Source organism: Sphingopyxis sp. NFH-91, assembly GCF_021401285.1.
GTDB classification, from domain to species: domain Bacteria; phylum Pseudomonadota; class Alphaproteobacteria; order Sphingomonadales; family Sphingomonadaceae; genus Sphingopyxis; species Sphingopyxis terrae_A.
The window spans coordinates 498,320-520,774 of record NZ_JACBGA010000001.1; the positions used below are offsets into that span (position 1 = coordinate 498,320).

At 64.2% G+C, this 22,455-nt stretch carries 20 protein-coding genes and 1 pseudogene; 8 read left to right on the plus strand and 13 right to left on the minus strand.

Annotated features, from left to right (window positions below):
- The first annotated feature begins 87 nt into the window (after positions 1 to 87).
- A complete protein-coding gene (locus L0963_RS02465; protein WP_234178538.1) occupies positions 88 to 594 on the plus strand; it encodes a hypothetical protein in 507 nt (168 codons plus the stop codon).
- A 153-nt stretch (positions 595 to 747) separates the two neighbouring features.
- Here the strand turns inward: L0963_RS02465 and L0963_RS02470 are convergent, their stop codons facing one another.
- The 6 genes from L0963_RS02470 to L0963_RS02495 all read right to left on the minus strand — a co-directional run bounded on the left by L0963_RS02470 (position 748) and on the right by L0963_RS02495 (position 9,379).
- Complete coding sequence (locus tag L0963_RS02470) at positions 748 to 978, minus strand: hypothetical protein (protein WP_062900735.1); 231 nt, start codon at positions 976 to 978, stop codon at positions 748 to 750.
- Positions 979 to 1,114: 136 nt separating this feature from the next.
- On the minus strand, positions 1,115 to 2,176 hold the full coding sequence (locus tag L0963_RS02475) for a ribonucleotide-diphosphate reductase subunit beta (RefSeq protein ID WP_062900734.1): 1,062 nt from the start codon (positions 2,174 to 2,176) through the stop codon (positions 1,115 to 1,117).
- A 31-nt stretch (positions 2,177 to 2,207) separates the two neighbouring features.
- Positions 2,208 to 2,597 carry a hypothetical protein gene (locus L0963_RS02480; protein ID WP_062900733.1) on the minus strand — a complete coding sequence of 130 codons (390 nt, stop codon included), beginning with the start codon at positions 2,595 to 2,597 and terminating at the stop codon, positions 2,208 to 2,210.
- A gap of 12 nt (positions 2,598 to 2,609) precedes the next feature.
- Entirely contained in the window at positions 2,610 to 4,565 is a 1,956-nt protein-coding gene (locus L0963_RS02485) for a ribonucleoside-diphosphate reductase subunit alpha (RefSeq protein WP_062900732.1), read from the minus strand.
- 666 nt (positions 4,566 to 5,231) lie between these two features.
- Positions 5,232 to 7,523: an EAL domain-containing protein gene (locus tag L0963_RS02490; RefSeq protein ID WP_062900731.1), complete on the minus strand. Its 2,292-nt coding sequence runs from the start codon at positions 7,521 to 7,523 to the stop codon at positions 5,232 to 5,234.
- A 113-nt stretch (positions 7,524 to 7,636) separates the two neighbouring features.
- A complete protein-coding gene (locus L0963_RS02495; protein WP_217372672.1) occupies positions 7,637 to 9,379 on the minus strand; it encodes an acyl-CoA dehydrogenase in 1,743 nt (580 codons plus the stop codon).
- Between the two features lie 53 nt (positions 9,380 to 9,432).
- Between L0963_RS02495 and L0963_RS02500 the strand changes: the two genes are divergently transcribed.
- Positions 9,433 to 10,389 (plus strand): L-threonylcarbamoyladenylate synthase, encoded by a 957-nt coding sequence (locus tag L0963_RS02500; protein ID WP_062900729.1) that lies wholly within the window; start codon positions 9,433 to 9,435, stop codon positions 10,387 to 10,389.
- Here the strand turns inward: L0963_RS02500 and L0963_RS02505 are convergent.
- The 4 genes from L0963_RS02505 to L0963_RS02520 form a co-directional block, all read right to left on the minus strand.
- Positions 10,386 to 11,291, minus strand: coding sequence for a DMT family transporter (locus L0963_RS02505; RefSeq protein ID WP_062900728.1), 906 nt, complete (start codon positions 11,289 to 11,291; stop codon positions 10,386 to 10,388). The genes L0963_RS02500 and L0963_RS02505 overlap by 4 nt on opposite strands.
- A gap of 160 nt (positions 11,292 to 11,451) precedes the next feature.
- The gene (locus tag L0963_RS02510) at positions 11,452 to 13,050 is read right to left on the minus strand and encodes a S10 family peptidase (protein ID WP_062900727.1); all 1,599 of its coding nucleotides are present in this window, start codon (positions 13,048 to 13,050) and stop codon (positions 11,452 to 11,454) included.
- Positions 13,051 to 13,162: 112 nt separating this feature from the next.
- Positions 13,163 to 13,942, minus strand: coding sequence for an SDR family NAD(P)-dependent oxidoreductase (locus L0963_RS02515; RefSeq protein WP_217372671.1), 780 nt, complete (start codon positions 13,940 to 13,942; stop codon positions 13,163 to 13,165).
- Positions 13,942 to 14,445 (minus strand): thioredoxin family protein, encoded by a 504-nt coding sequence (locus tag L0963_RS02520; RefSeq protein ID WP_217372670.1) that lies wholly within the window; start codon positions 14,443 to 14,445, stop codon positions 13,942 to 13,944. The genes L0963_RS02515 and L0963_RS02520 overlap by 1 nt, the downstream gene beginning before the upstream one ends.
- Before the next feature lie 70 nt (positions 14,446 to 14,515).
- Here L0963_RS02520 and L0963_RS02525 point away from each other — a divergent pair, with 70 nt between their 5' ends.
- On the plus strand, positions 14,516 to 16,033 hold the full coding sequence (locus tag L0963_RS02525; RefSeq protein ID WP_217372669.1) for an acyl-CoA carboxylase subunit beta: 1,518 nt from the start codon (positions 14,516 to 14,518) through the stop codon (positions 16,031 to 16,033).
- Between the two features lie 6 nt (positions 16,034 to 16,039).
- Here L0963_RS02525 and L0963_RS19785 read toward each other — a convergent pair whose 3' ends face one another.
- Positions 16,040 to 16,891, minus strand: coding sequence for a LytTR family DNA-binding domain-containing protein (locus tag L0963_RS19785; RefSeq protein WP_062900723.1), 852 nt, complete (start codon positions 16,889 to 16,891; stop codon positions 16,040 to 16,042).
- A 90-nt stretch (positions 16,892 to 16,981) separates the two neighbouring features.
- Between L0963_RS19785 and L0963_RS02535 the strand changes: the two genes are divergently transcribed.
- The 3 genes from L0963_RS02535 (at position 16,982) to L0963_RS02545 (ending at position 19,594) form a co-directional block, all read left to right on the plus strand.
- Positions 16,982 to 18,118 (plus strand): acyltransferase family protein, encoded by a 1,137-nt coding sequence (locus L0963_RS02535; RefSeq protein ID WP_217372668.1) that lies wholly within the window; start codon positions 16,982 to 16,984, stop codon positions 18,116 to 18,118.
- 51 nt (positions 18,119 to 18,169) lie between these two features.
- Positions 18,170 to 18,370 carry a hypothetical protein gene (locus L0963_RS02540; RefSeq protein ID WP_062900721.1) on the plus strand — a complete coding sequence of 67 codons (201 nt, stop codon included), beginning with the start codon at positions 18,170 to 18,172 and terminating at the stop codon, positions 18,368 to 18,370.
- Between the two features lie 117 nt (positions 18,371 to 18,487).
- A complete protein-coding gene (locus L0963_RS02545; RefSeq protein WP_217372667.1) occupies positions 18,488 to 19,594 on the plus strand; it encodes a S41 family peptidase in 1,107 nt (368 codons plus the stop codon).
- On the opposite strand, the gene L0963_RS02550 is transcribed toward L0963_RS02545, so the two are convergent.
- Positions 19,583 to 20,077 carry a GNAT family N-acetyltransferase gene (locus L0963_RS02550; RefSeq protein WP_062900719.1) on the minus strand — a complete coding sequence of 165 codons (495 nt, stop codon included), beginning with the start codon at positions 20,075 to 20,077 and terminating at the stop codon, positions 19,583 to 19,585. The two genes, L0963_RS02545 and L0963_RS02550, sit on opposite strands and share 12 nt — an antisense overlap.
- A gap of 263 nt (positions 20,078 to 20,340) precedes the next feature.
- On the opposite strand from L0963_RS02550, the gene L0963_RS02555 reads away from it, so the two are divergent.
- Positions 20,341 to 20,718 (plus strand): hypothetical protein, encoded by a 378-nt coding sequence (locus L0963_RS02555; protein WP_062900718.1) that lies wholly within the window; start codon positions 20,341 to 20,343, stop codon positions 20,716 to 20,718.
- Between the two features lie 38 nt (positions 20,719 to 20,756).
- Here L0963_RS02555 and L0963_RS02560 read toward each other — a convergent pair.
- Positions 20,757 to 21,919 (minus strand): annotated as a pseudogene (locus L0963_RS02560) (IS30 family transposase).
- 327 nt (positions 21,920 to 22,246) lie between these two features.
- Between L0963_RS02560 and L0963_RS02565 the strand changes: the two are divergent.
- Positions 22,247 to 22,450: a hypothetical protein gene (locus tag L0963_RS02565; protein WP_202988367.1), complete on the plus strand. Its 204-nt coding sequence runs from the start codon at positions 22,247 to 22,249 to the stop codon at positions 22,448 to 22,450.
- The last annotated feature ends 5 nt before the right edge of the window (positions 22,451 to 22,455 follow it).

The following is a 22,455-nucleotide window of genomic DNA, read 5'->3' on the forward strand; positions in this document are numbered from 1 at the left end:
CGGGGCCGGGGGCGTGGAAACGGGAAGCGGCGGGGTTGCGCTGGCGGGGCTGGCGTCGGGGCGCAGCTGTCCCTATTTGTGCGGTTGATGAGCAATGGGGACAGAAGGATCGTCGTGATCGCGCGGCTGAAGCCCAAACCGCTGCTGGCGGGGGCGATCGTTTGCGCGCTGATATTGGCGGCGCTGGCGCTGGGGCAGGCGGAGCCGGTGCGCGGCGACGGCATGGGCGCGATGCTGCGGAACCTGGTCTTCGGCGATGCGGTGGCGACGACGGCGATGATCGCCGCGGCGATCGGCCTGTCGACCTGTTTCCGCCTGTGGCGCCAGCGCGACGCCTGGATCTTTCACGACGGTATGCGCCTCTATCGCGGCAACAGCCTGTCGTGGCCTCTGGCGACAATCCGCGATGTGGTTGTTGAACGCAGTGACATCGGCATCGCCTCGCTGCGGCTGGTCGTAGACGACGACAGCGAGACAACGCGCGAGCTGGTGAAGCTGCCGCTGCTCGAAGGCTCCCCCGAAGCGGTGCGCGGTGGCGTGCTGTTCGCGGCGGCGGGGGTGAAAGCGGTGCCGAGCGGGGTCACGGTGAATTGAGGGTGGCCGGGGGCGGGCCTTTCGGATTTCACACGAAGACGCTAAGCGGTCTGGCTTCCTCCCCATCGTCATTCCGGACTTGATCCGGCATCCATGGGCCATTGCGTCGGCTATAATGTCATGTCTGCCGCAATAACCGTCGCAGGTTTCGGATCAAACCGAAAACCCGCCCTTGTTCCGCCGGTTCGACCCCGCCGCCAGCACCTTCTTGCCCGTCGGGGTCAGCGTCCATTTCGCGCCCTGTTGCGCCACCAGACCCAGCTCGACGAGTTCGTCGCGGACGGGGTCGGTGAGGAGTTGGGGGCGGCGGTTCGACAGACCCTCCAGGCAGGCGCGTTGCGGCTGGCTGAGGATCAGCAATTTCAGTTTTTTCTTGTCGGTCATTTGCGACTTCTCTTTTCGATTATCGTTTCGGGCCGTGTGGCCCACCCCGCTTCGTCAAGCCAGCAAGCCGGCAAGCTTCGCTGCTCTTCCCCCCGGCCTGCGTCGGGGCAGGCTCTGAAGGAGAGGGGTTCGTTGGTTACTCCGCGGCGATGCCGGCCTGTTTGAACATGTCGTCGCCGCCATCGTCACTGCTCGCGGCGGCCGGGTCGTCGTTCGCCTTGGCCTTCTTGCGGCTGTCGAAGCTGGTCCACACGGTGTTCCAGTCGCCGCGCGTCGCGGCCTTCGAATATTCGGTGGCGCGCGTTTCGAAGAAATTGGCATGCTCGACGCCGTTCAGCAGCGGGGCGAGCCAGGGCAGCGGGTGTTCGTCGATCATGTAGATCGGCTGGAAACCGAGCTGTCCCAGGCGCCAGTCGGCGATGTAGCGGATGTAGCGCTTGATCTCTTTGGGCGTCATGCCGGGAACCGGGCCCTGTTCGAAGGCAAGGTCGATGAACGCATCCTCGAGCCGCACGGTCTTCTGGCAGCAATCGATGATGTCTTCCTTCACCGTCTTGGTCAGGCAGTCGCGTTCCTTGACGAAGGCGTGGAACAGGCGCGTGATGCCTTCGCAGTGCAGGCTTTCGTCGCGCACCGACCAGCTGACGATCTGGCCCATGCCCTTCATCTTGTTGAAGCGCGGGAAGTTCATCAGCATCGCGAAGCTGGCGAACAGCTGCAGCCCCTCGGTAAAGCCGCCGAACATCGCGAGCGTGCGCGCAATATCCTCGTCGCTGTCGACGCCGAAGGTGCCGAGATAGTCGTGCTTGGCGCGCATCTCGTCATATTCGAGGAACATGCCATATTCGCTTTCGGGCATGCCGATCGTGTCGAGCAGGTGCGAATAAGCGGCGATGTGAACGGTTTCCATGTTGCTGAACGCGGTCAGCATCATCTTGACCTCGGTCGGCTTGAACACGCGGCCGTACTTGTCGTGGTAGCAATCCTGCACCTCGACATCGGCCTGGGTGAAGAAGCGGAAGATCTGGGTGAGCAGATTGCGTTCATGGTCGCTGATCTTCTGCGCCCAGTCGCGGCAATCCTCGCCCAGCGGCACTTCCTCGGGCATCCAGTGGATCTGCTGCTGGCGCTTCCAGAAATCATAGGCCCAGGGATATTCGAAGGGCTTGTAGGTTTTGCGGGCTTCGAGCAATGGCATCGGCGTTTCCTCGGATCAGAATGGCGTGTGATTATTGGTCAAGACGACGTGACTCGGTGACGGGCAATCCCGCCTCGGTCGGAACATAGATCAGGCTGGCCTTGGTCCCTTCGAGCGCCTGAATTTGAAGGTAGCGCAGATACCCCTCGGGGCCACCAAGGCTGTTCTGCAGGATAGCGTTGGCCTGAGCGGCGCCCTTGGCACGAATAACCTCAGCATCGGCGAGCGAGATGGCGCTTTCCTTTTTTGCGCGAGCTTCAAGTATTGCGACTTGGCGCGAGGATTGCGCCTCGGCTAGCGCCGCCTCGCCCGCCAGGCGTTGCGAATAGACGCGATACTGCGGATAGCCGATCAGGAAGACGAGCAGTAGAATGATCGCTGCTCCGACCGCCGCGAGGGTACAACCCGCATTCTTGTTCATGGGGTTAGATCCTTATTGGCAGGCCAGACACTCGTCATAATCGGTGCTCTCGGCCGAAAGCTCGAACTTCGCCGCCTCGGGCGTGTTGTCGGCCTCGACCCCGCCCGCGAAGCCGGCGCGCTGGACCGATTTCGAGCGGAGATAATAGAGCGATTTGATGCCGAGTTCCCACGCGCGGTAGTGGAGCATGAGCAGATCCCATTTCTCGACGTCCGCCGGGATGAACAGGTTCAGCGACGCCGCCTGGTCGATATAGGGCGTGCGGTCGGCGGCGAGTTCGAGCAGCCAGCGCTGGTCGATCTCGAAGCTCGTCTTGAACACATCCTTTTCGTCCTGCGTCAGGAAGTCGAGGTGCTGGACGCTGCCGCCGCGCTCGAGGATCGAGTTCCAGATATTGTCGCTGTTCTTCGCCTTGTCGACGAGCAGGGCTTCGAGGTGCGGGTTGCGGATCGAGAAGCTGCCCGAGAGCGTCTTATGCGTGTAGATGTTCGCCGGGATCGGCTCGATACACGCGCTGGTGCCGCCGCAGATGATGCTGATCGACGCGGTCGGCGCGATCGCCATCTTGCACGAAAAACGCTCCATCACGCCCTGGTCGGCGGCGTCGGGGCAGGGGCCGCGCTCGTTGGCGAGCAGCATCGACGCCTGATCGACCTGCGCGCGGATATGCTTGAAGATACGCAGGTTCGACGACTTCGCCATCGCCCCCTCGAACGGCAGGCCGCGCGCCTGGAGGAAGCTGTGGAAGCCCATGACGCCGAGGCCGACCGAGCGTTCGCGGCTGGCGCTATATTTGGCGCGCGCCATTTCGGGCGGCGCGCGGTCGATATAGTCTTGGAGGACATTGTCGAGCATGCGCATGACATCTTCGATGAAGCGCTTGTCGCCGTTCCACTCGTCCCAGGTTTCGAGGTTGAGCGACGAGAGGCAGCAGACCGCGGTGCGATCGTTGCCGAGATGGTCGCGGCCCGTCGGCAGCGTGATTTCCGAGCAGAGGTTCGAGGTCGACACCTTGAGCCCGAGATCGCGATGATGCTTGGGCATCATGCGGTTCACCTGGTCGATGAAGATGATGTAGGGCTCGCCCGTCGCGAGGCGCGTCTCGACGAGCTTCTGGAACAGGCTGCGCGCGTCGACGGTGCCGCGGACGCTCTGGTCCTTGGGCGAGCGGAGGTTGAATTCCTTGCCGTCGCGCACCGCTTCCATGAATTCGTCGGTGATGAGGACGCCGTGGTGGAGGTTCAGCGCCTTGCGGTTGAAGTCGCCCGACGGCTTGCGGACCTCGAGGAACTCCTCGATCTCGGGGTGCGAGATGTCGAGATAGCAGGCGGCCGAGCCGCGGCGAAGGCTGCCCTGCGAGATGGCGAGGGTGAGCGAGTCCATCACGCGGACGAAGGGGATGATACCGCTGGTCTTGCCGTTGAGGCCCACGGGTTCACCGATGCCGCGCACCGCGCCCCAATAGGTGCCGATGCCGCCGCCGCGCGACGCGAGCCAGACATTCTCGTTCCAAGTGCCGACGATCCCTTCGAGGCTGTCGTCGACCGAATTGAGGTAGCAGCTGATCGGCAGGCCGCGGCCGGTGCCGCCGTTCGAAAGAACGGGGGTCGCGGGCATGAACCACAGCTTCGAGATATAGTCGTAGAGGCGCTGCGCATGCTCGGCATCATCGGCATAGGCCGAGGCGACGCGGGCAAAGAGATCCTGATAGGATTCGCCGGGGAGCAGATAACGGTCCTGCAAGGTTTCCTTGCCGAAATCGGTCAGCAGCGAATCGCGCGACGAATCAGTGACGACCTCGAATCGGCGCGCATGCACCTTGGGCTCCGACGAATCGTTGAGCTTTGCGGCGGGTGCCGCAGCCTTTGATTCGGCACCCGATTCGGGCGCTGCCGGAGCGTCATTCTTTGTCAGTTCCACCGTCGCCACGTCGCTTGTCTCCACCCGTTCGGTCTCGCGAAAATCCATGTTTCAATGCCCCGTTTTCCGACCGCGCAGCGGCGCAGTCTGTTCCCGTCTTGTTCGACTCAGGGCGAAGCCCCAGCCTAGCACCATTCGACCGCCGGGTGGCACTTATTTTCGGACGCAAAAAGCTGCTTCCCGCCCCCATATGGGATGGAGCGCGGAAATCCGCCACTTTCGGCCGCATACTAATTCTTGGGGTGCCCCCGTGGTCTACCCACCATCTATAGTGCCACGTCGGCGCGACGATGCAAGAGAGTAAATGACAGATTAGGGACTCGGTTCGTCGCTGATTTGATTCAACTCGTCGATGGAAAAGCACGCCTCAGGGAGCGATCGCCAGCGTTTCCGCGGGGTTCGGCCATATGTGGCGAAAGAGCATCGCTGTCGCAAAAAATCGGTGCGGCGGCACAAGATGTCGGGTGCCTCGGGAGAAGGGCTTTACCCCAAAAAGAAAAGGCCCCGGCAATGCCGAGGCCCAATCTTTGAAATTCGTTCGGGTTAAGCCGACGTGCCGCCGTTGCCGGAGCCGCCGCCACCCAGGAATCGCCAAAACCAACCCATGTCAGATCTCCTGTCGGTACTGCCCACGAAGAACAGTTAACGGAGCATATACCTTAATCGACATGGTAAATCGAGTCTTAACTATAAATTCCCGGCCAATCTGGCAGCTTAGGCGCGGCGGCTGTCGGAGGGGGTGGAGAGGCTGGCGAGCAGGTCGCTAATTAGCTGTGGTTTGCCAAGCAGATAGCCCTGGCCGATATCGCAGCCAAGCTGGTCGAGGAGCGCCATTGTCTGCGCATCTTCGATGCCTTCGGCGACTGCGGTGGCGCCCAGGCGGTGGGCGAGATCGATGGTCGATTTGACCACTTCGAGGTTGCGCTGCGAATCGCGCATGGTCATGACGAATCGCTTGTCGATCTTGATCTCGTCAGCCTCGATTTCGGTCAGATATTCGAGGTTTGACTGCCCCGTGCCATAGTCGTCGATCGACAGGCGCATGCCGGCGCGGCGGATCTGCGCGAGCGTCTGACGCGCCTGGAGGCTGTTTTCGATCTGCGCGGTTTCGGTGATTTCGATGGTCAGCCGTTCGGGCGGCAGATGATGCGCGCTAAGCATGACGCGGATCGTCGAGACGAGATCCTTGTGATCGAGTAGGGTCGCAGAGAGATTAACCGACATGTGAATTTCGGTGCCGAGTTTCTGCAACTGCGCCGCCGAACGGATCGCCTGGTCCATGACGAACAGGGTCAGGCGATAGATGTCCTGGCTCTTTTCGGCCTGGACGATGAATTCGTCGGGCGAGATCGGTCCGCGCGTGGGGTGCGTCCAGCGCACGAGCGCCTCGACCCCGACGAGCTGCCGCGTCGCGATTTGATATTGCGGCTGGAAGGCGACCCAGATGTCGCCAGCATTCAGCGCATCCTCGAGCTGCGAGTGGAAGCTGAGCTGCCAACCCGCATCGTCTTTTTGCTGCGGCGTATATTTGGTCCACAGGACGCGGCTGCGGATCGATTTTTCGGCGGCGACGAGCGCGGCGGCGAGACGCTGCGCGTTCGAGCCTTCGAACTCGTCATTGACCCCGAAAGCCATCGACACGTCGACCTTCAACTCGTCGATCGTCAGCGGCGCGTTGAACAGCGCGGCGAGCCCCATGAGTTGCGTCTCGATCTGGCTGTGCTGATAATAGGGGACGAGCCACGCGAAGGTGCCGTCGAGATCGTGATAGAGGGTGGTTCCTTGCGATGCGAGCTGAAGCCGGCGGGTCACCTGCCCGACGAGCTTGCTCAGTCCCTCGCCTGGAATGAAGGCGGCAAGGTCTTCGAAATTTACGACCTTAGCGGATATTACGGTCGCACTGCCGAAAGACTGCTGGGTGCGCAGTGCCTCGAAATTGGGCAAGCCGGACAAAGGATTCTCACGCTGCGCCGACCGGCGACGCCTCGACCGCGAAACATTGGCAGTAACAGTCGCAACGAAAAACAGGCCAGCACCAATCGAACTGCTGATCAGCATCGTCATCAAAACAAACTTGCCAACGATCAACGCCGAAACCGTGGCGGCGACTGCAAGATTGTACCACCGCGTCTGGCGTAGTGACAAGGCGGTGATAAGGGCGATGGCGGCGAGCGCGAAGGCCGGCGTCCAACCGATGTCGAACGGCGTGCCGCGCTTCAATGTTTCGGCGCCGACGACATGAACATAGGCGCCGGGCACGCGATCTTTGCCGGGCAGATAATGGATGTCCTGAAATGCTTCGGCTGTCGCGGCAAAGATGACATCCTTGCCCGCCAGTTCGCGCCTGCCGACCTTGCCCGAAAGCAGGTCAGCCGCGCTGTAGGTCGGAATGGAATCGACATTGTACGAATAGTCGAGCGCATAGACGCTCGCGGCAAGAGGATGATAATGCGCCATCATTGCCGAAAAGCTGGGCATCAACCGCCCGTCGACCGTTACCGCCGCAGGAATTCGCCAGACCTGCCAAAACGCGAATTCCCAGCCTATAACGCCAACCTGAAATTCATTTCCGAATGCTGGACCAGGCAGTTTATTCAGCTCGGCCGTCGTCCCGCGGACCGATTTTGTGGCCGCGGCAAGGATGATACGGTCATGCATTCGTTTTACGGCATTGGTAAGCAGCGGAAGGTCGCGATCGTTGCGGCGCCGTTCGTAGGTAAAGTCGACAAACAGCCGGTTGGCGCCGGCCCGGTCGACTGCATCAATGACTTGAGCGTGGCGTCCGACTGAAAAATCGTCACGGCCATATTTTTCGATTGTCCGGTCGTCGAGGGCGACGACGACGATGTCGCCCGACACTGGGCGCCAAGCGACAGCACCGACGGCGCTTTCTAGGATGCGGTCGACGGGTTCGGCGATCGACGACAGGCCCGCGGCCACGCTGAGCAACAGCGCCAGCGCGATCGTTCGCCAACTGATGAAAAGGCTCTTGACCTTAACTGGCACGCACGGGTCTCCAAAATGACCCGTTGGCATTAACTGAACCTGGTTAGCATCGCGTTAATCATGCCGGGAAACCGCGCCGCCCGATCGCGGTGCGCGGCGCGGCTTTTCCGGCGTCAACCAAGGCGCGGCAGTGGCTCCAGCGCGGCGTCGCCGGCGAGCGCCGAGGGCGCGAGGCCGGTGGCCGCGGGGACGATCTGTTGCAGATAGAAGCGCGTCGAGGCGATTTTCGCTTCGAGGAAGGCGGTATCGCTATCGCCCGCGTCGAGCGCGGCGCGCGCGCCCTGCTGCTCGACGGCCATCAGCCAGCCGCAGGTCGCGGTCGCGAGCATGGTGAGATAGGGGTAGCTGCCCGCGAGCCGGTCGGGCGCGTTCGCCTGTTCGAGCCAGTCGGTGACCGCGGTGCATGCCGCGGCAAGGTCGGCGAGTTCGGGATGGCCGGCGGCGCCGTGCGTGATGTCGGCGAGCAGGCTGCGCACGCCTTCGCCGCCCGCCATCCCGAGCTTGCGCCCGACGAGGTCGGCGGCCTGGATGCCGTTGGTGCCTTCATAGATCGGCGCGATGCGCGCGTCGCGATAATGCTGCGCGGCGCCGGTTTCCTCGATGAAGCCCATGCCGCCATGCACCTGCACGCCGAGGCTGGCGACCTCGCAGCCGATGTCAGTTGCGTGCGCCTTTGCCAGCGGAATGAGGACTTCGGCGCGCAGCGCGGCGGCTTCGTCGCCGAGTTTGCCGAAATCGGTCTGTGCCGACGCATAATAGATGAGCGCGCGCGCCGCCTCGGTCTGGGCGCGCATCCGCCACAGCATGCGCTTGACGTCGGGGTGGTGCTCGATCGTGACTGGGGTGCGGTCGGCGCTGCCTGCGAGCGATGACTGGACGCGCTCGGCGGCGTAGCGCTGCGCCTGCTGCGTCGCGCGCTCGGCGATCTGGACGCCCTGGCAGCCGACCATCAGGCGCGCGTTGTTCATCATCACGAACATCGCCTTCATACCGCCCATCTCGTCGCCGACGATCTCGCCTAGGCAATCCTCACCCTCGCCATAGACCATCACCGCTGTGGGCGAGCCGTGGATGCCGAGCTTGTGCTCGATCGAGGCGCAATGGACGCCGTTCGAGATGGTGGGATTGCCGGCGTCGTCGAGGCGGTATTTGGGCACGAGGAAGAGCGAGATGCCGCGCGTTCCTTCGGGCGCACCGGGTGTGCGGGCGAGAACGAGGTGGACGATATTGTCGGTGAGGTCATGCTCGCCGAAGGTGATGAAGATTTTCTGGCCCTTGATCTTGTAGAGGCCCGCATTGGGGCCTTCGGTAACCTTTTCCGCGGTCGAGCGCAGCGCGCCGACGTCGCTGCCCGCGGCAGGCTCGGTCAGGTTCATCGTCCCGTTCCATTCGCCGGTGACGAGCTTAGGCAGCCAGGTCTGGCGCTGCTCCTCGGTACCATAGGCCATCAGCGCGTGGATCGCGCCGGGGGTCAGGATGTTGCAAAGGGTGAAGCCCATGTCGGCGCTGCCCAGCGCCTCAATGATCACCGTCGCGAGGGTGAAGGGCAGATCCTGTCCGCCATAGGCGGCGGGGCCGTCGATGCTGCCCCAGCCGGCCTCGACGAACTGCTTATAGGCTTCCTTGAAGCCCGGGGGCATCGTGACCTTGCCGTCCTGCCATATCGGGTTCTGGACGTCGCCGACGCGGTTGAGCGGCGCATAGACCTCGGCCGCGAAGTCGCCGATGCCGGTGACGATCGCCTCGACCATGTCGGGAGTCGCCGCGGCAAAGCGGTCGTGCTGCGCCATCGCATCGATGCGCGCGATATGCTGGAGGACAAAGAGCTGTTCGGTGGTCGGCGCCGTATAGGTCATGGGGTTTCCCGCTTTTGGGGGTGATTCCGTTGCGCCCGGCGCTATAGCGCGGCATGGCCGAGCGTCAAAACGAGAGTGTGGCAACAAAGGTCGCGCCCTACGGGGCCGATGCCATTGCGCGCGCTGCGGAGCTTGTCGCGGCAGGGCGGCCGGTCGCGGTGCCGACCGAGACCGTCTATGGGCTTGCCGCCGACGCGCGCAACCCGCAAGCCGTCGCGCGCATCTATGCCGCGAAGGGGCGCCCCGATTTCAACCCGCTGATCGTCCATGTCCCCGACTTGGCGGCGGCCGAGCGACTGGGCGTGTTCGGCGCGACCGAGCGGGCGCTCGCGGCGGCGTTCTGGCCGGGGCCGCTGACGCTGGTGGTGCCGCGCACGGCCGATTGTCCGGTGGCGCGTATCGCGACGGCGGGGCTCGATACCATCGCGCTGCGTGTGCCGGAACACCGCGCGATGCAGGCATTGCTCGCCGCGACTGGCGCGCCGCTCGCCGCGCCGAGCGCCAATGCGAGCGGCCGCGTGAGCCCGACCAAGGCGGAGCATGTGCTGGCGAGCCTCGACGGCCGGGTCGCGCTGGTGATCGACGACGGCGCGACGCGCGCCGGGGTCGAATCGACGATCGCGCGGGTGAAAGACGGCGCGGCCGAGATGCTGCGGCCGGGGCCGGTGACCGCCGCGATGCTGGGCGCGGCGAGCGGCCTGCCGGTGACGGGCGTTGCGGGACCGGAGATCGTCGCGCCGGGGATGCTCGCCAGCCATTATGCGCCAGGCAAGCCCGTGCGGCTGGGCGCACACGACTTCGCGGCGGACGAATATGGCATCGGCTTCGGCGCGCTGGCCGGCGACTATAATCTAAGCGCGGCGGGCGACCTGACCGAGGCTGCGGCGCATCTGTTCGATGCGCTGCACGCGGGGGCGGCGAGCGCGAAGCCGCGCATCGCGGTGGCGGCGATCCCGGCCGAAGGGCTGGGCGCGGCGATCAACGACCGGCTGGCGCGCGCGGCGGTCTAGGCAGCCGCCGGCTCGATCGGATCGAGCTGCGGGGTCTTGCGCGCGACGATCAGGCAGGCGGCGACGATCAGCAGCGCGCCGGCGATGGTCGGCAGCGTCACCGGTTCGGCGTAGAAATACCAGCCGAACATCATCGCCCAGAGGAAGCCGGTATATTCGGTAGTCGCAAGGATCTGCGCCTCGGCGCGGGCATAGGCCCAGCTCAGGAGCAGCAGCGAGATCGTCGCGAGAATCGCGGCGCCGACGATGTGCGGCGCATGGGCGCTGCCCGGCGGCAATGCGAACCACGGCGCGCCGAGGCCGAGGAACAGGGTGACGAACAGATTCTGGTAGAAGGCGATTTCCATCGGTTCGGCCATCTTGGCCTGCCGCCGCGCGAGGATGAGGTTGTAGGCATAGAAGATCGCCGACAGGAACACCGCACCGACCGCGAGCAACGCCTCCGCCTCATATTGCCCCTGTCCGAGCTTGCCCGCGACGATGACCACGACGCCGACCAGCCCGAGCAACGAAGCGGCGATCGATCGCGGGCCGATCTTCTCTCCCAAGAAGATCGCCGCCATGTAGAGCGTCATCAGCGGCGCCACGAAGGCAAGGGCGATCGCTTCGGCCATCGGCAACCGCGCGAGCGCCCAGAAGAAGGTGATTGCCATCCCCGCGACGAACAGCGCGCGCACCGCGTGGATCTTCATCGTCGCGGTATCGGGCCAGGCGGCCGGTCGAGAGGCGAGGTAGAGAAGGCCGCTAAACAGGGTGCCGGCGCCGGTCCGCCAGAGCACGGCATTATAGGCGCCGATGTCGATCGACAGCCCCTTCATCAGCACATCCATCGCCGAAAAGGTCGCGATCCCCGCGCAGGCGATCAGGAAGGGGATGACGGGCGAGGGCGAATCGGGGCGCATGGGTGGTGCTGTAGAGCCGGATGACATGGGTTGGAATCGTCATTGCGAGCGACGCTAAGCAATCTCAAGCTATCGGCCTTGTACAAGGCCGATAGCTTGAGATTGCCGCGTCGCCTTCGGCTCCTCGCAATGACGAGCTGAATAAGTCGAGCGGCGCTTTCTAATCGATCCCGTCGGTCCCGCGGATGAAGGCCGCGGCGTCGTCGTGCATCTCGCCGAGCAGCGCGGGGTTCACGTAAACCATGTGGCCCGAGGGGTAATATTTATAGGCGATGTTCGCCTGCAATTGCTTGGGTACGGGCAAGTGCGCGAGTTCGTAGCGGCCGGCGAAATAGGGCGTCGAAATGTCGAAATAGCCGCCCGTTACCAGCAGCTTCAGCTTCGGATTCTGCTTCATCGCGACCGCGAGGTCGGGGAGGACGTTGGGGAGCGCGATCAGCGGCTGGCCGGCGCCGGGCGGCTGGTGCTTGTAATCCCAGCTGCCATAGACATCGAGCCCGCCTTCATAATGCTTGCCTGCGCCATAGCCCAGGGTGCCGCGGACATAATCGTTGAACGCGGCGGTGTAGGCGGCGCCGATCGCGCTGCCCTGCGGATCGTAGGATGCGGTCTTGCTCAAGGGATCAAGCGTTGCCCCGGTGAAGCGGGTGTCGAGCGTGCCGGTGGTTTCGCTCTTGTCGGCGAGCAGCTCCTTTTGCAGCGCGCCATATTCGATGCGCAAATTGGTCTTGAGCAGATAGTCGACCGGCAGGCCGGTATATCCGTGGAGCCTGGCCGCCATCGCCTGTCGTTCGGCATCGGGCAGGTTATTGCCCTTGAGCAGCGCGAGCGCATAGTCGCCGGTCGCAAAGGCCTCGACCTCTTTCAAAAACGGCGCGAGCTCGCGTCCCGCGCCCGCGCGCTTGTGATACCAGGCGGTCGCGGCATAAGTCGGCAGCGAGACGATATAGGGAAGGTCCACCCCCGGATTGACTTGCGGATCGTCGGGAACGAGATCCCAGTTCAAAATGTCCGAAAGCAGGATCACGCCGTTGAGGTCGATGTCCTGCCGTTGCAGCGCCAGCGTCATCCCGGCGGCGCGCATCGTCCCATAGCTTTCGCCGTAAAGATATTTGGGCGATTTCCAGCGGCCGTATTTCGACAGGAAATCGCGGACGAAGACCGTGAAGGCGTGGATATCCTGATCGACGCCGAACCATGCCTTTTCCTTGTCCTTGCCGGCGACGCGGCTGAAGCCGGTGCCGGGGGCATCGATAAAGACGAGGTCGGAGACGTCGAGCAGGCTGTGCTCGTTGGGAACGGTGCGATAGGGCGCGCTGCCATGAGCAAGATCGGGGGTTTCGACGCGCTGGGGGCCATAGGCGCCCATGTGGAGCCACAAGGTCGGCGATCCGGGCCCGCCGTTGAACAGAAAGGTGATCGGCCGCGTTTCGGCGGGCGCGCCCTCTTTGAAATAGGCGGTGTAGAACATTGAGGCTTCGGACGCCGGAACCTCGGCGGCTGCATCCTTGTTGCGCTTGCGTTCGATGGCGACGGTGTCGTCCCAGCCCCTGGGGTGGACGATCAGCGTGCCCGCGACGGCGCGATAGGGGATGGCGACGCCGCCGACCTCCACCGAACCGCGGCTTTCGACCTCGGTGGGGGTGAACATCGGTTCGTCGGGGGCGGGACTCTCGGCGGCTGCGCGCGGTTCGCGCGACTGCGCCGTGGTACAGCCGGCGAGGGTGAGCGCGAGCGCGGCGGCGGCGATGAATTTCATACGGTCGATCTCTGCATTAGGTCGTCATTGCGAGCGGAGCGAAGCAATCCAGGGTGGTTTGCACTACTCTCGATTGCCACGTGGCTCCGCCGCTCGCAATGACGAGAAGGGCCTATCGGAAAGTCGCCTGCCCCGCGCCGTCGATGTTGAGTTTCTGACCCGAGCAATAGGGGTTGGCATCGCTGACGAACCAGAGCACCGCCGCAGCGACGTCGGAGGGATCGGACACGCGGCCGAAGGGGAATTTGGCGTCGAGATGGTGAATGTCCGGATTACCCGTGATCGCCTGCGCCAGTCGTTCGCCCATGTCGCTGATCGTCAGGCCCGGCGCGACGATATTGACGCGCACGCCGTTCCGCAGTTCTTCCTTGGCAAGCGCGAGGGCGAGCGCTTCGCCCGCGACCTTGGCCATGGTGTAGGGCGCGCTGTTGGCGCTGTGCTGGAGCGTGGCGACGCTGGAAATGACGATCACGTCGCTGCGCGCATGCTGGCGAAGCTGCGGCAGCGCGAGGCGGCTCAGCCGGTGCGCGCCGACCGCGTGGACGGCAAGGAGTTTTTCGACCTCGGCGGCGTCGGTGTCGGCGACCGTCCGGCCGCGGCTGGCGATGCCGGCATTGTTGATGAGGATCGACATCGGCCCGAAATCATCCTCGATCGCAGCGACCATCGCGGCACTCGCCGCCTCGTCGGTGACCGACGCCTGATAGGCCTTGGCCTTGCGGCCGAGCGCCTGGATCGCCGCGACGGTTTCGGCGGCGGCGTCCGCGTCGCGGGTGTAGTTGACCGCAACGTCGGCGCCCGCCTCGGCGAGCGCCAGCGCGATGCCGCGTCCGATCCCCCGCGATGCCCCGGTGACGAGCGCGGTGCGACCGCCAAGGTTCATATCCGCCATCAGTTTTCCTCTCCCATAAGTTCGTTATAGATGTCGTCGTCGCTGCGGCTCGCGGCGTTGCGCCATCTGGGCGCCGCCTTGCGGTTGAGCACGCGGCCTTCGCCGTCGAGGATCGCGACGGTCGGGGTGCCCTTGATCTTGAAGCGGAAGCGCGCCGGAACGTCGGGATGCCGGACCAGGCCGGCGTGCGGCATCCCGACATCGGCGAACACGACGATATAGCGGCTCCGCACCGGGGCGAACCGATCTGTCGCGAGCAGATTGGCGAGCCACGCGCTGTCGTGGCAGGTGCCCGTCCCCATGACGAGCAGCACGTGCTTGCCCGCTGCTCTGGCGGCAGCGAGCGCGGCGTCGATGGCGGCCATCGGATCGTCGTCGGGATCGAAAGCGTCGGTCTTGTAGGGTTCGGCAACACCGGGCATCGCGCGCGGCGCCGCTGCGGCGGAAAGAGGGGATGTCAGAGCGAGCGCGGCGGCAAGCGCGAGGGCGAAGCGGCGGGTCATCGCGCGACGGTAGCAGCGCGCGCGAAGAATCGGAATGACGTTTCCGTCAACGTAAGCTAGCCTGATCGGCATGAGCTGGAAAAAGGAAGTCGACGAGCTTTCCGCGCGGCGCGCGATGGCCGAAAAGATGGGCGGCGAAGAGAAGGTCGCGCGCCAGCACAGCCGCGGCAAGATGGACGCGCGCGCGCGGCTCGCGGCGATCGTCGATCCGGGCAGCTTTCGCGAGATCGGCAAGATCGCGGGGCGGGGGGCTTATGGCCCCGACGGCACCCTTGAAGACCTCGCCGCGTCCAATTTCATCTTCGGGCGGGCCAATATCGACGGGCGGCCGGTGGTCGCGAGTGCCGACGATTTCACCGTACGCGGAGGCGCGGCCGATGCGGCGCTGCACCGCAAGTTCATCCAGTGCGAGGCGATGGCGCACGAATATCGCCTGCCGCTGATCCGCATGATCGACGGCACCGGCGGCGGCGGGTCGGTGAAGACGCTGGAGGATATGGGCTATACCTATATCCCGCACGTACCCGGCTGGGACGAGATCATCGCCAATCTCGATACCGTGCCGGTCGTCGCGCTGGCGCTGGGGCCGACCGCAGGACTGGGTGCGGCGCGCGTCGTCGCGAGCCACTACAGCGTGATGGTACGCGGGCTGTCGCAATTATTCGCGGCGGGCCCCGCGGTCGCCGCAGCGATCGGCGACACGCTCGACCGCGAGGAGCTGGGCGGGGTCGACGTCCATACGCGCAACGGCGTCGTCGACGACGAGGTGGCGTCGGAGGCCGAGGCCTTTGCGCGGGCGCGCTGGTTCCTGTCCTACCTGCCGTCGTCGATCCATGAGCGCGCGGCGCGGACGCCGTGCAGCGACCCGGTCGTCCGACGCGACGAGGCGCTGCTGGCGGTCGTTCCGCGCGAGGCAAAGCAGGTCTATTCGATGCGGCGCATCGCGGGAGCGGTGTTCGACCAGGGCAGCTTCTTCGAAATGGGCGCGCGTTGGGGGCGAGCGGTGATCACCGCATTTGCGCGATTGGACGGTTATCCGGTCGCGGTGCTGGCGAGCGATCCCACCTATCTGGGCGGATCGTGGGACGCCAAGACGAGCGAGAAGGCCGAGCGCTTCGTGAAGCTCGCCGACCAGTTCCGGCTGCCGATCGTCCATCTGGTCGACAATCCGGGCTTCATGATCGGCGGCGAGGCCGAGCGGACGGGGACGATCCGCTATGGCGTGCAGGCGATGAACGCAATCTACCGCGCGAGCGTGCCGCTGGCGTCGGTTGTGGTGCGGCGGGCCTATGGCATCGCGGGCAGCGCGATGTCGAACGCCGAGCGCTTCCAGTACCGCTTTGCGTGGCCCTCGGGCGACTGGGGCAGCCTGCCGATCGAGGGCGGGGTCGAGGTCGCGTACAAGAGCGAGCTCGAGGCGGCGGAGGATCCAGCGGCGCATCTGGAAGCGATCCGCGAACGGCTCAACCGCGTCCGCTCGCCGTTCCGCACCGCTGAGAAATTCGGGGTCGAGGACATCATCGATCCCAGGGATACGCGGCCGCTGCTTTGCGAGTTCGCCGAGCTGGCGTGGCGGGTGCTCGATTAAGGCGTTTCAGCCCTCCAGCTTCTCCCGAAACCGCCGGCTGCCGCGGAGCATCTCGCCGCTTTCCATCTCGACCTCGAAATCGCCGCTCTTATGTGTGACGACGCGCCGGACCGCCTGTTTGCGGACGATGCGTCCGCGGTGGATGCGGACGAAACCCGCGTGGGCCAGTTCGGCTTCGATCGCGCTCAATGTCGCGCGGTGGAGCAGGCGCTGGCCACGCCATGCGATCTCGACATAATTGCCCGCTGCGGTGACATGCTCGATCTCGGCGACCGGCAAGTGGTGCGTTACCGATCCGTCGCCGACCGCGAGCGTCGTCGGCGCGACGATTGCGACCGGCGGCATTGCGTAACGGTCGATCAGCCACTGCATCAGGAACATGAGCAGGATCAGCTCGGCATAAGTCGCCAGATCCTTGCGCAATTCATAGAAGACCGGCGTCCCGTCGGGCGATTCGAAATGATAGGTGCCACCCGATAGCCGCCACGCGAGCATGCGAAAGCCGACCATCAGCGCGATATGCGCGAGCGACACAGGAAAGGCGAGCGCGGCATGGATCGCGACCGCCGTGCGCCAGCCGAAGCGCGGTGGGCGGACGGTGCGGACGCTGAACCAGCAGACGATCATCATCAACGCCCAGGCGAGCAGACTGGTGCTTTCGTAAGTCCATGCGGTCGCCGCGGTCACATCGACGCCCGCCGCGCGGCGGTCGGCAAGATAGGAATAGACGTTCGAGGTGATACGGATGAGTCCGTAGGCAAGCAGCGCCCCGAAGGCGAGCAAGGTCAGTGCGCGCGGGCCGAAACCGCTCGTCCCGGTCGCGCCGCCGCTCGTCCCTCGCCCGTCCTTCTCCGTCACATCGGCTCCGCAATTCGTCCCGCCGCCGTCGCCCGGCTGCCGCCATCCCGATTAGCGGCTGCGGCGGGGCCCGGCAAAGGAGATTTGGGTATGGTGACGACACGGCATTATGGGATGGACTGGTTGCGCATCGGCGCGTTCGCGTTGCTCATCCTCTATCATATCGGGATGTATTTCGTGCCTTGGGGGTGGCATGTCAAAACGCCGCATCCGATGGACTGGGTGCAAATCCCGATGATGGCGACGAACAGTTGGCGATTGCCGCTGCTCTTCCTCGTGTCGGGTTATGCCAGCGCCGCGCTGTTCGCCAAGCTCGGCGGCGCGGGGGCATTCCTGCGGTCGCGTAGCGCACGGCTGCTGATCCCGCTCGCCTTCGGGATCATCGTCGTCATTCCGGTGCAGCCGTGGATCGAGTTGGCGACCCAGCATGGTTATGCGCATGGTTTCGGCTACTTCTGGGTCCACGACTATTTCCTCTTCGGAACGCTCGACGGGATCGTGCTGCCGACGTGGCAGCATCTGTGGTTCGTCGTCTATCTGTTCGCTTACACGCTGCTCGCGGTCGCGGCTCTTGTGCTGGTGCCCGAGCGGGCGCGGACCAAGATCGCCGATGGTGCGGCGCGGTTGTGTGGCGGCTGGGGGTTGCTGATTGCGCCGCTCGCTATATGGCTCGCCATCCTGTTCGCCTTTCCTGGCTATCACGAGACGCACGCGCTGGTCGACGACGGGCCGAACCATCTCCATTACCTGGTTCCCTTCTTTATCGGCTGGCTACTTCGCGAGCGGCCGGTGCTTTTCGAAAGCGTCGCGCGCCGCTGGCCGGCGGCGGCGCTGCTCGCGGTCGCCGCCTATGGCTATATCGCCTGGGCGATGTGGAGCACGCCGGACGAAGGCCCGGTCCCGGCGGGAATCGTGACGATCTTCATGGTCGTGCGACTGGTGCAGGGCTGGGCGACGATCGTCGCGCTGGTCGGGATTGCCGACCGCTTTGCGAACCGCGACCATCCAAGGCGCGCCATGCTCGCCGAGGCGGTGTTCCCCTTTTACATCATCCATCAGACGATCATCGTCGTCGTCGGCTGGTGGCTGTTGCAGGGGCAGGTCGCGGCGTTGCCGGCCTTCCTGATCCTCGTCGCGGCGACGGTCGCGGGATGCTGGGCCTTTTATCTCGGCGGACGGCGGATCGACTGGCTGCGGCCGCTGATCGGGCTTCAGCGCCGCGCGTGACAGCGGCGCGGCTTTGTGTCAGCTTCCCTGCAAGAAAAAGGGGAAGCTGACATGCAGATCGTTAGAGGATTGGCGGCGATCGTCGGGGTCGCGATGGTGCTGATGGGCTTGCTGTGGATATTGCAGGGACTCGACATCGTGCGCTGGCCCGCGAGCAGTTTCATGCTGGGCGACATCGTGTGGACGCGCAACGGCGCAGTCCTGGCGGTGCTGGGCGTCGTGCTGATCTGGGTGGGGCGCAAACGCGCCTGATCATCCATCGACTACAATTGTAGTTGATCTGTATTGCAGATATGATACAGCTTCGTCGGACGGCGCGGCGCCGGACGGGGACCGGTCGCGCCGAATATCCTTTCGATGGAGACCGATATGATGCCTGGCCGTTTTCCCCTGTCCCTGCTGTTGCTCGCGGCGAGCCCCGCGGCACTAATGCTGCCTATACCCGCCGCGATGGCGGCCGATGCCGGTGCGGCGGTGCCGTCCGACGTCGTCGCCGAACATTATGCCGCGCAGCTCCAAGCCAATTATGTCTATCCCGATATCGGCAAGCGTTACGCCGCTGCCCTGCGCGCCGGGATTGCGGCGGGGCGCTATGCCCCCCTGACCGGCGCGGCGCTCGCCGAGGCGCTGGGCGCGGCGGTGCAGGGCGTGTCGCCCGACGGGCATCTGCGCGTGAAGCCGCCCGAGGGCGCGGATGCGGCGCCCGGAACGCCCGCCGCGCCGCGCCCGCAAAAGCCCGCGATCGAACAGCCCGGCTGGATCGCGCCGGGCATCGCCTTCATCCGCTTCAACGTCTTTCCGGACGACGCGGCGGTCACGCAGGCGGCGGCGCAGTTCATGGCCGATCACGCCGACGCCAAGGCGATCATCTTCGACATAAGGTCGCACAATGGCGGCGGGATCGAGCAGATGGACGTCATCTTTCCCTGGCTGTTCGCCAAGCCGACGCGGCTCGTCGCGATGGCAACGCGCGCATCGGTCGACGCCGAAGGCGGCTCGCCGATTGACGGCATTTCCTCGATGCGGCCGGTCGTAGGCGACCCGGCCATGGTGACGCGCGAACATTGGGCGATGCCGAACGGCGACCCGCGGCTGACGCAGGCGAAAGTCTATGTGCTGACGTCTGGCGCGAGCGCGTCGGCGGCCGAACATTTCGCGCTGGCGATGAAGGCGAGCGGGCGCGGGGTGCTGATCGGCGCGCCGACCGGCGGCGCCAATCATTTCGGGCGCGGCGAAGAACTGGGCGGTGGTTTTACCGCCTTCATCCCGGTCGGGCGGACCTATGATCCGGCGACGGGCAAGGATTGGGAAGGCGCAGGGGTGCAGCCCGATATCGCGGTTCCGGCTGCGGCGGCGCTGGAGCGCGCGCTGACCGAATTGGGGATTGCGCCGGGCGAGGCGAAGCGCCTGTCCGACGCGCACATGCCGAGCTGGCCGATGGAGCGGCGCCGCCGCCCCGGTGCGTCAGGCAGCTGACGGCGCAGCGCGGGCGAGGGCGGGAAGCGCGTCGCCATCGACGCGCATCACCGTCCATTCGTCCATCATCCGCGCGCCGAGGCTATGGTAGAAGCCGATGGCGGGGGCGTTCCAATCGAGCACCGACCATTCGAGACGCGCGCAGTCGCGCTCCACGCAAAGCTGCGCCAGATGCGCGAGCAGCGCCTTGCCGAGTCCGGCGCCGCGCGCTTCGGGACGGACGAACAAATCTTCGAGATAGATGCCCGGCTTGCCCTCGAAGGTCGAAAAATTGTGGAAGAAGAGCGCGAAACCTTGCGCCACGCCATCGACCTCGCCGATCACTACTTCGGCATAAGGGCGTTCGCCGAACAGCTTGGCACCGAGTGTGGCGTCGTCGAAGCGGACTTCGTGGGCTAGCTTTTCATAGTCGGCGAGCGCGCGAATCAAGTCGGCGATCAACGGCAGGTCGGCGCGGGTGGCGGAGCGTATGGCAAGGGTCATGCCGGCGCTTTGTCGGGCAGCAGAGCGGTTGTCAATTTTCGGGGGCGGGGATGTCTGGAAACGACCGATACTGTTGAAAAGTCGGCCGCCGCACGGCGCCCGTCGAATTTTAGTAATAATGATTCATGAAGTCCCGGCTGCGCGAACGATCGATGCGCATAGGTAAATAACTTGATTCCAATATTGCCCGCCAAAACCCCTTTCGGACTTTTTCAACAGCATCGACCGATTGCGGACATTGCAGCTTCCGCTACGCTATGCGGATGACAGAATGTCCAGATACCGAGGCAATCGCGGAAGCGTGGATAGCCGAGAGACTTGCAAACCTCACGGTCGCTCAAGGAGAGCCCATTGAGGTTGAGTATACAGATTTGCTCGATGGACTGATATTCGCGCAACCCTCTATGGCATGGGAGGCCCTCAAAAACATCTCACGCGATGAGCGGGTAGACCCGGTCGACGATGTTTTTGGAATGGGGCCGCTCAGCTCGTTCATTTTTCAGTGCGGCGTCGACTTCCGCGAAGAGATTCATGATTTCTGGAAGCTAAATTACAGATTCCGAGAGCAATATAAGATGGTGGTGTTTAGGGATATTGCTGAGGCAATCATTGCGCCAGACAGCATTGTGGGTGCTGCCTAAAACGTATGATATATCAATGTCAGCTTTCCACGGTGGGTTCAACGGGTCGCCGCAACACGCTCGGCGAACATTTCAGCTGGTGTCTGGTACATCAAGGTTTTTCTTGGTCGCTCGTTGAGCTGGCGAGCGATGGCGCTGAGTTTGGCCTGGCTGTGCAAGGAGAGATCGGTTCCCTTGGGCAGGTACTGGCGCAGCAGGCGATTGGTGTTTTCGTTGGTGCCGCGCTGCCACGGGCTTTGGGGATCGCAAAAATAGACTTCGACCTCGGTAGCCAAGGTGAAGCGCCGCGGTGATCGGCAAGCTCCTTGCCGCGGTCCCAGGTCAGCGACTGATAGAGCTCGCGAGGCAGTTTGCGCGCCTGTTTGATCAGGGCCGTGACGACGCTGGCGGCATCCTTGTTCGCCACCTTGGCCAGGATCACATAGCGCGACTGGCGTTCGACCAGCGTCACGATATGGCTGTTTCGCGCGCCCGAGATGAGATCGCCCTCCCAATGTCCGGGCACGGCGCGGTCCTCGACCGAAGCGGGGCGCTCGCTGATCGATATCGCATCCTTGATTTGGCCAAGCCCGTCGCGCTTCAAGCTGGCGTGTCGCGAGCGGCGGATCGTGCGCTTCGCCCGCAGATGCTCGAGCAACTGCTTCTTCAGGACGTCGCGCGCCTGGATGAACAGGCTTTTGTAGATCGTCTCGTGTGACACGCGGTGCTGCTCTCCGTCGGGAAAGCCGCGCTTTAGCCAGCCAGCGATCTGCTCGGGTGACCAACTGCGGCGCAGCTTGCGCGATACTGTTCGGCGCAAGGCGGGATAGCAAGCCAGCTTGCACCGCTTGGGCCGCAGCGCGCGGTCCCACGCCGCCTGATCCGAAACGGTCCCGCGATACCGATCGCGACCGCCACCCCGCCCGACCTCCCGACTGATCGTCGAAGGCGCCCGACCAAGCTCGGCTGCGATCGTTCGGAGCGAGCGGCCGGCGACAAGGCCTCTTGATATCTCCTCGCGCTCGCTCAGGCTGAGCGATCGCTCCGACCGCTTGCGCTCCGACGGACGAATGCCGCCCGACGGCGACAGCACCGAGAAAATCGACGACGACTGCCGATCAAACCGCCGCCCGATCGAACTCATCGACTCCCCGCGCTGCCACCAGTCCCAAATCTCGGATCGCTGTGCCGCCGAGTAATAAATCCGCTGACGCTGCTTCATCCCAACACTCCTTCTCCTCAAAGAATGAAGTGTTGCGACGACCCCTTGAACCCACCACCCGATTCTGTTGAAAAAGTCGGCCGCGGCGACGCGCACATCGATTCTCAGCAAGAATGATTCACGGCTGCTCGGGCTCGCGAATGATTGATGCTCACAATGCACTAGGCCGATTCCGATGTTGCCCGTCAAAACCCCCTTCGGACTTTTTCAACAGCATCCACCCCATTTCAGCCGTTCGTCGCCGAAATGGAAAGCACGACCGGAAGCGACCGATTGCGGAACTTACACCCCAATGCGAAGAGGGGCCGCATCGACCTAATTCACGAAATGATCAGTCCGAACGGCGAGAGGAAGGTGCGCGTCTACAAGCGGACGGATGGCTTTTTCGAGTATGAAGAGGTTTTTGAAGCGTTCGATCAGATCGCCGGGACCTACTGGTCGTCCGGATATCAATCCGGTATGTTCGGCACAGAAGGCGCCGCGCTGGCGGAGATTACTGCAACGACGCCTTGGCTTCGGAGCGGCGCCTGACGACC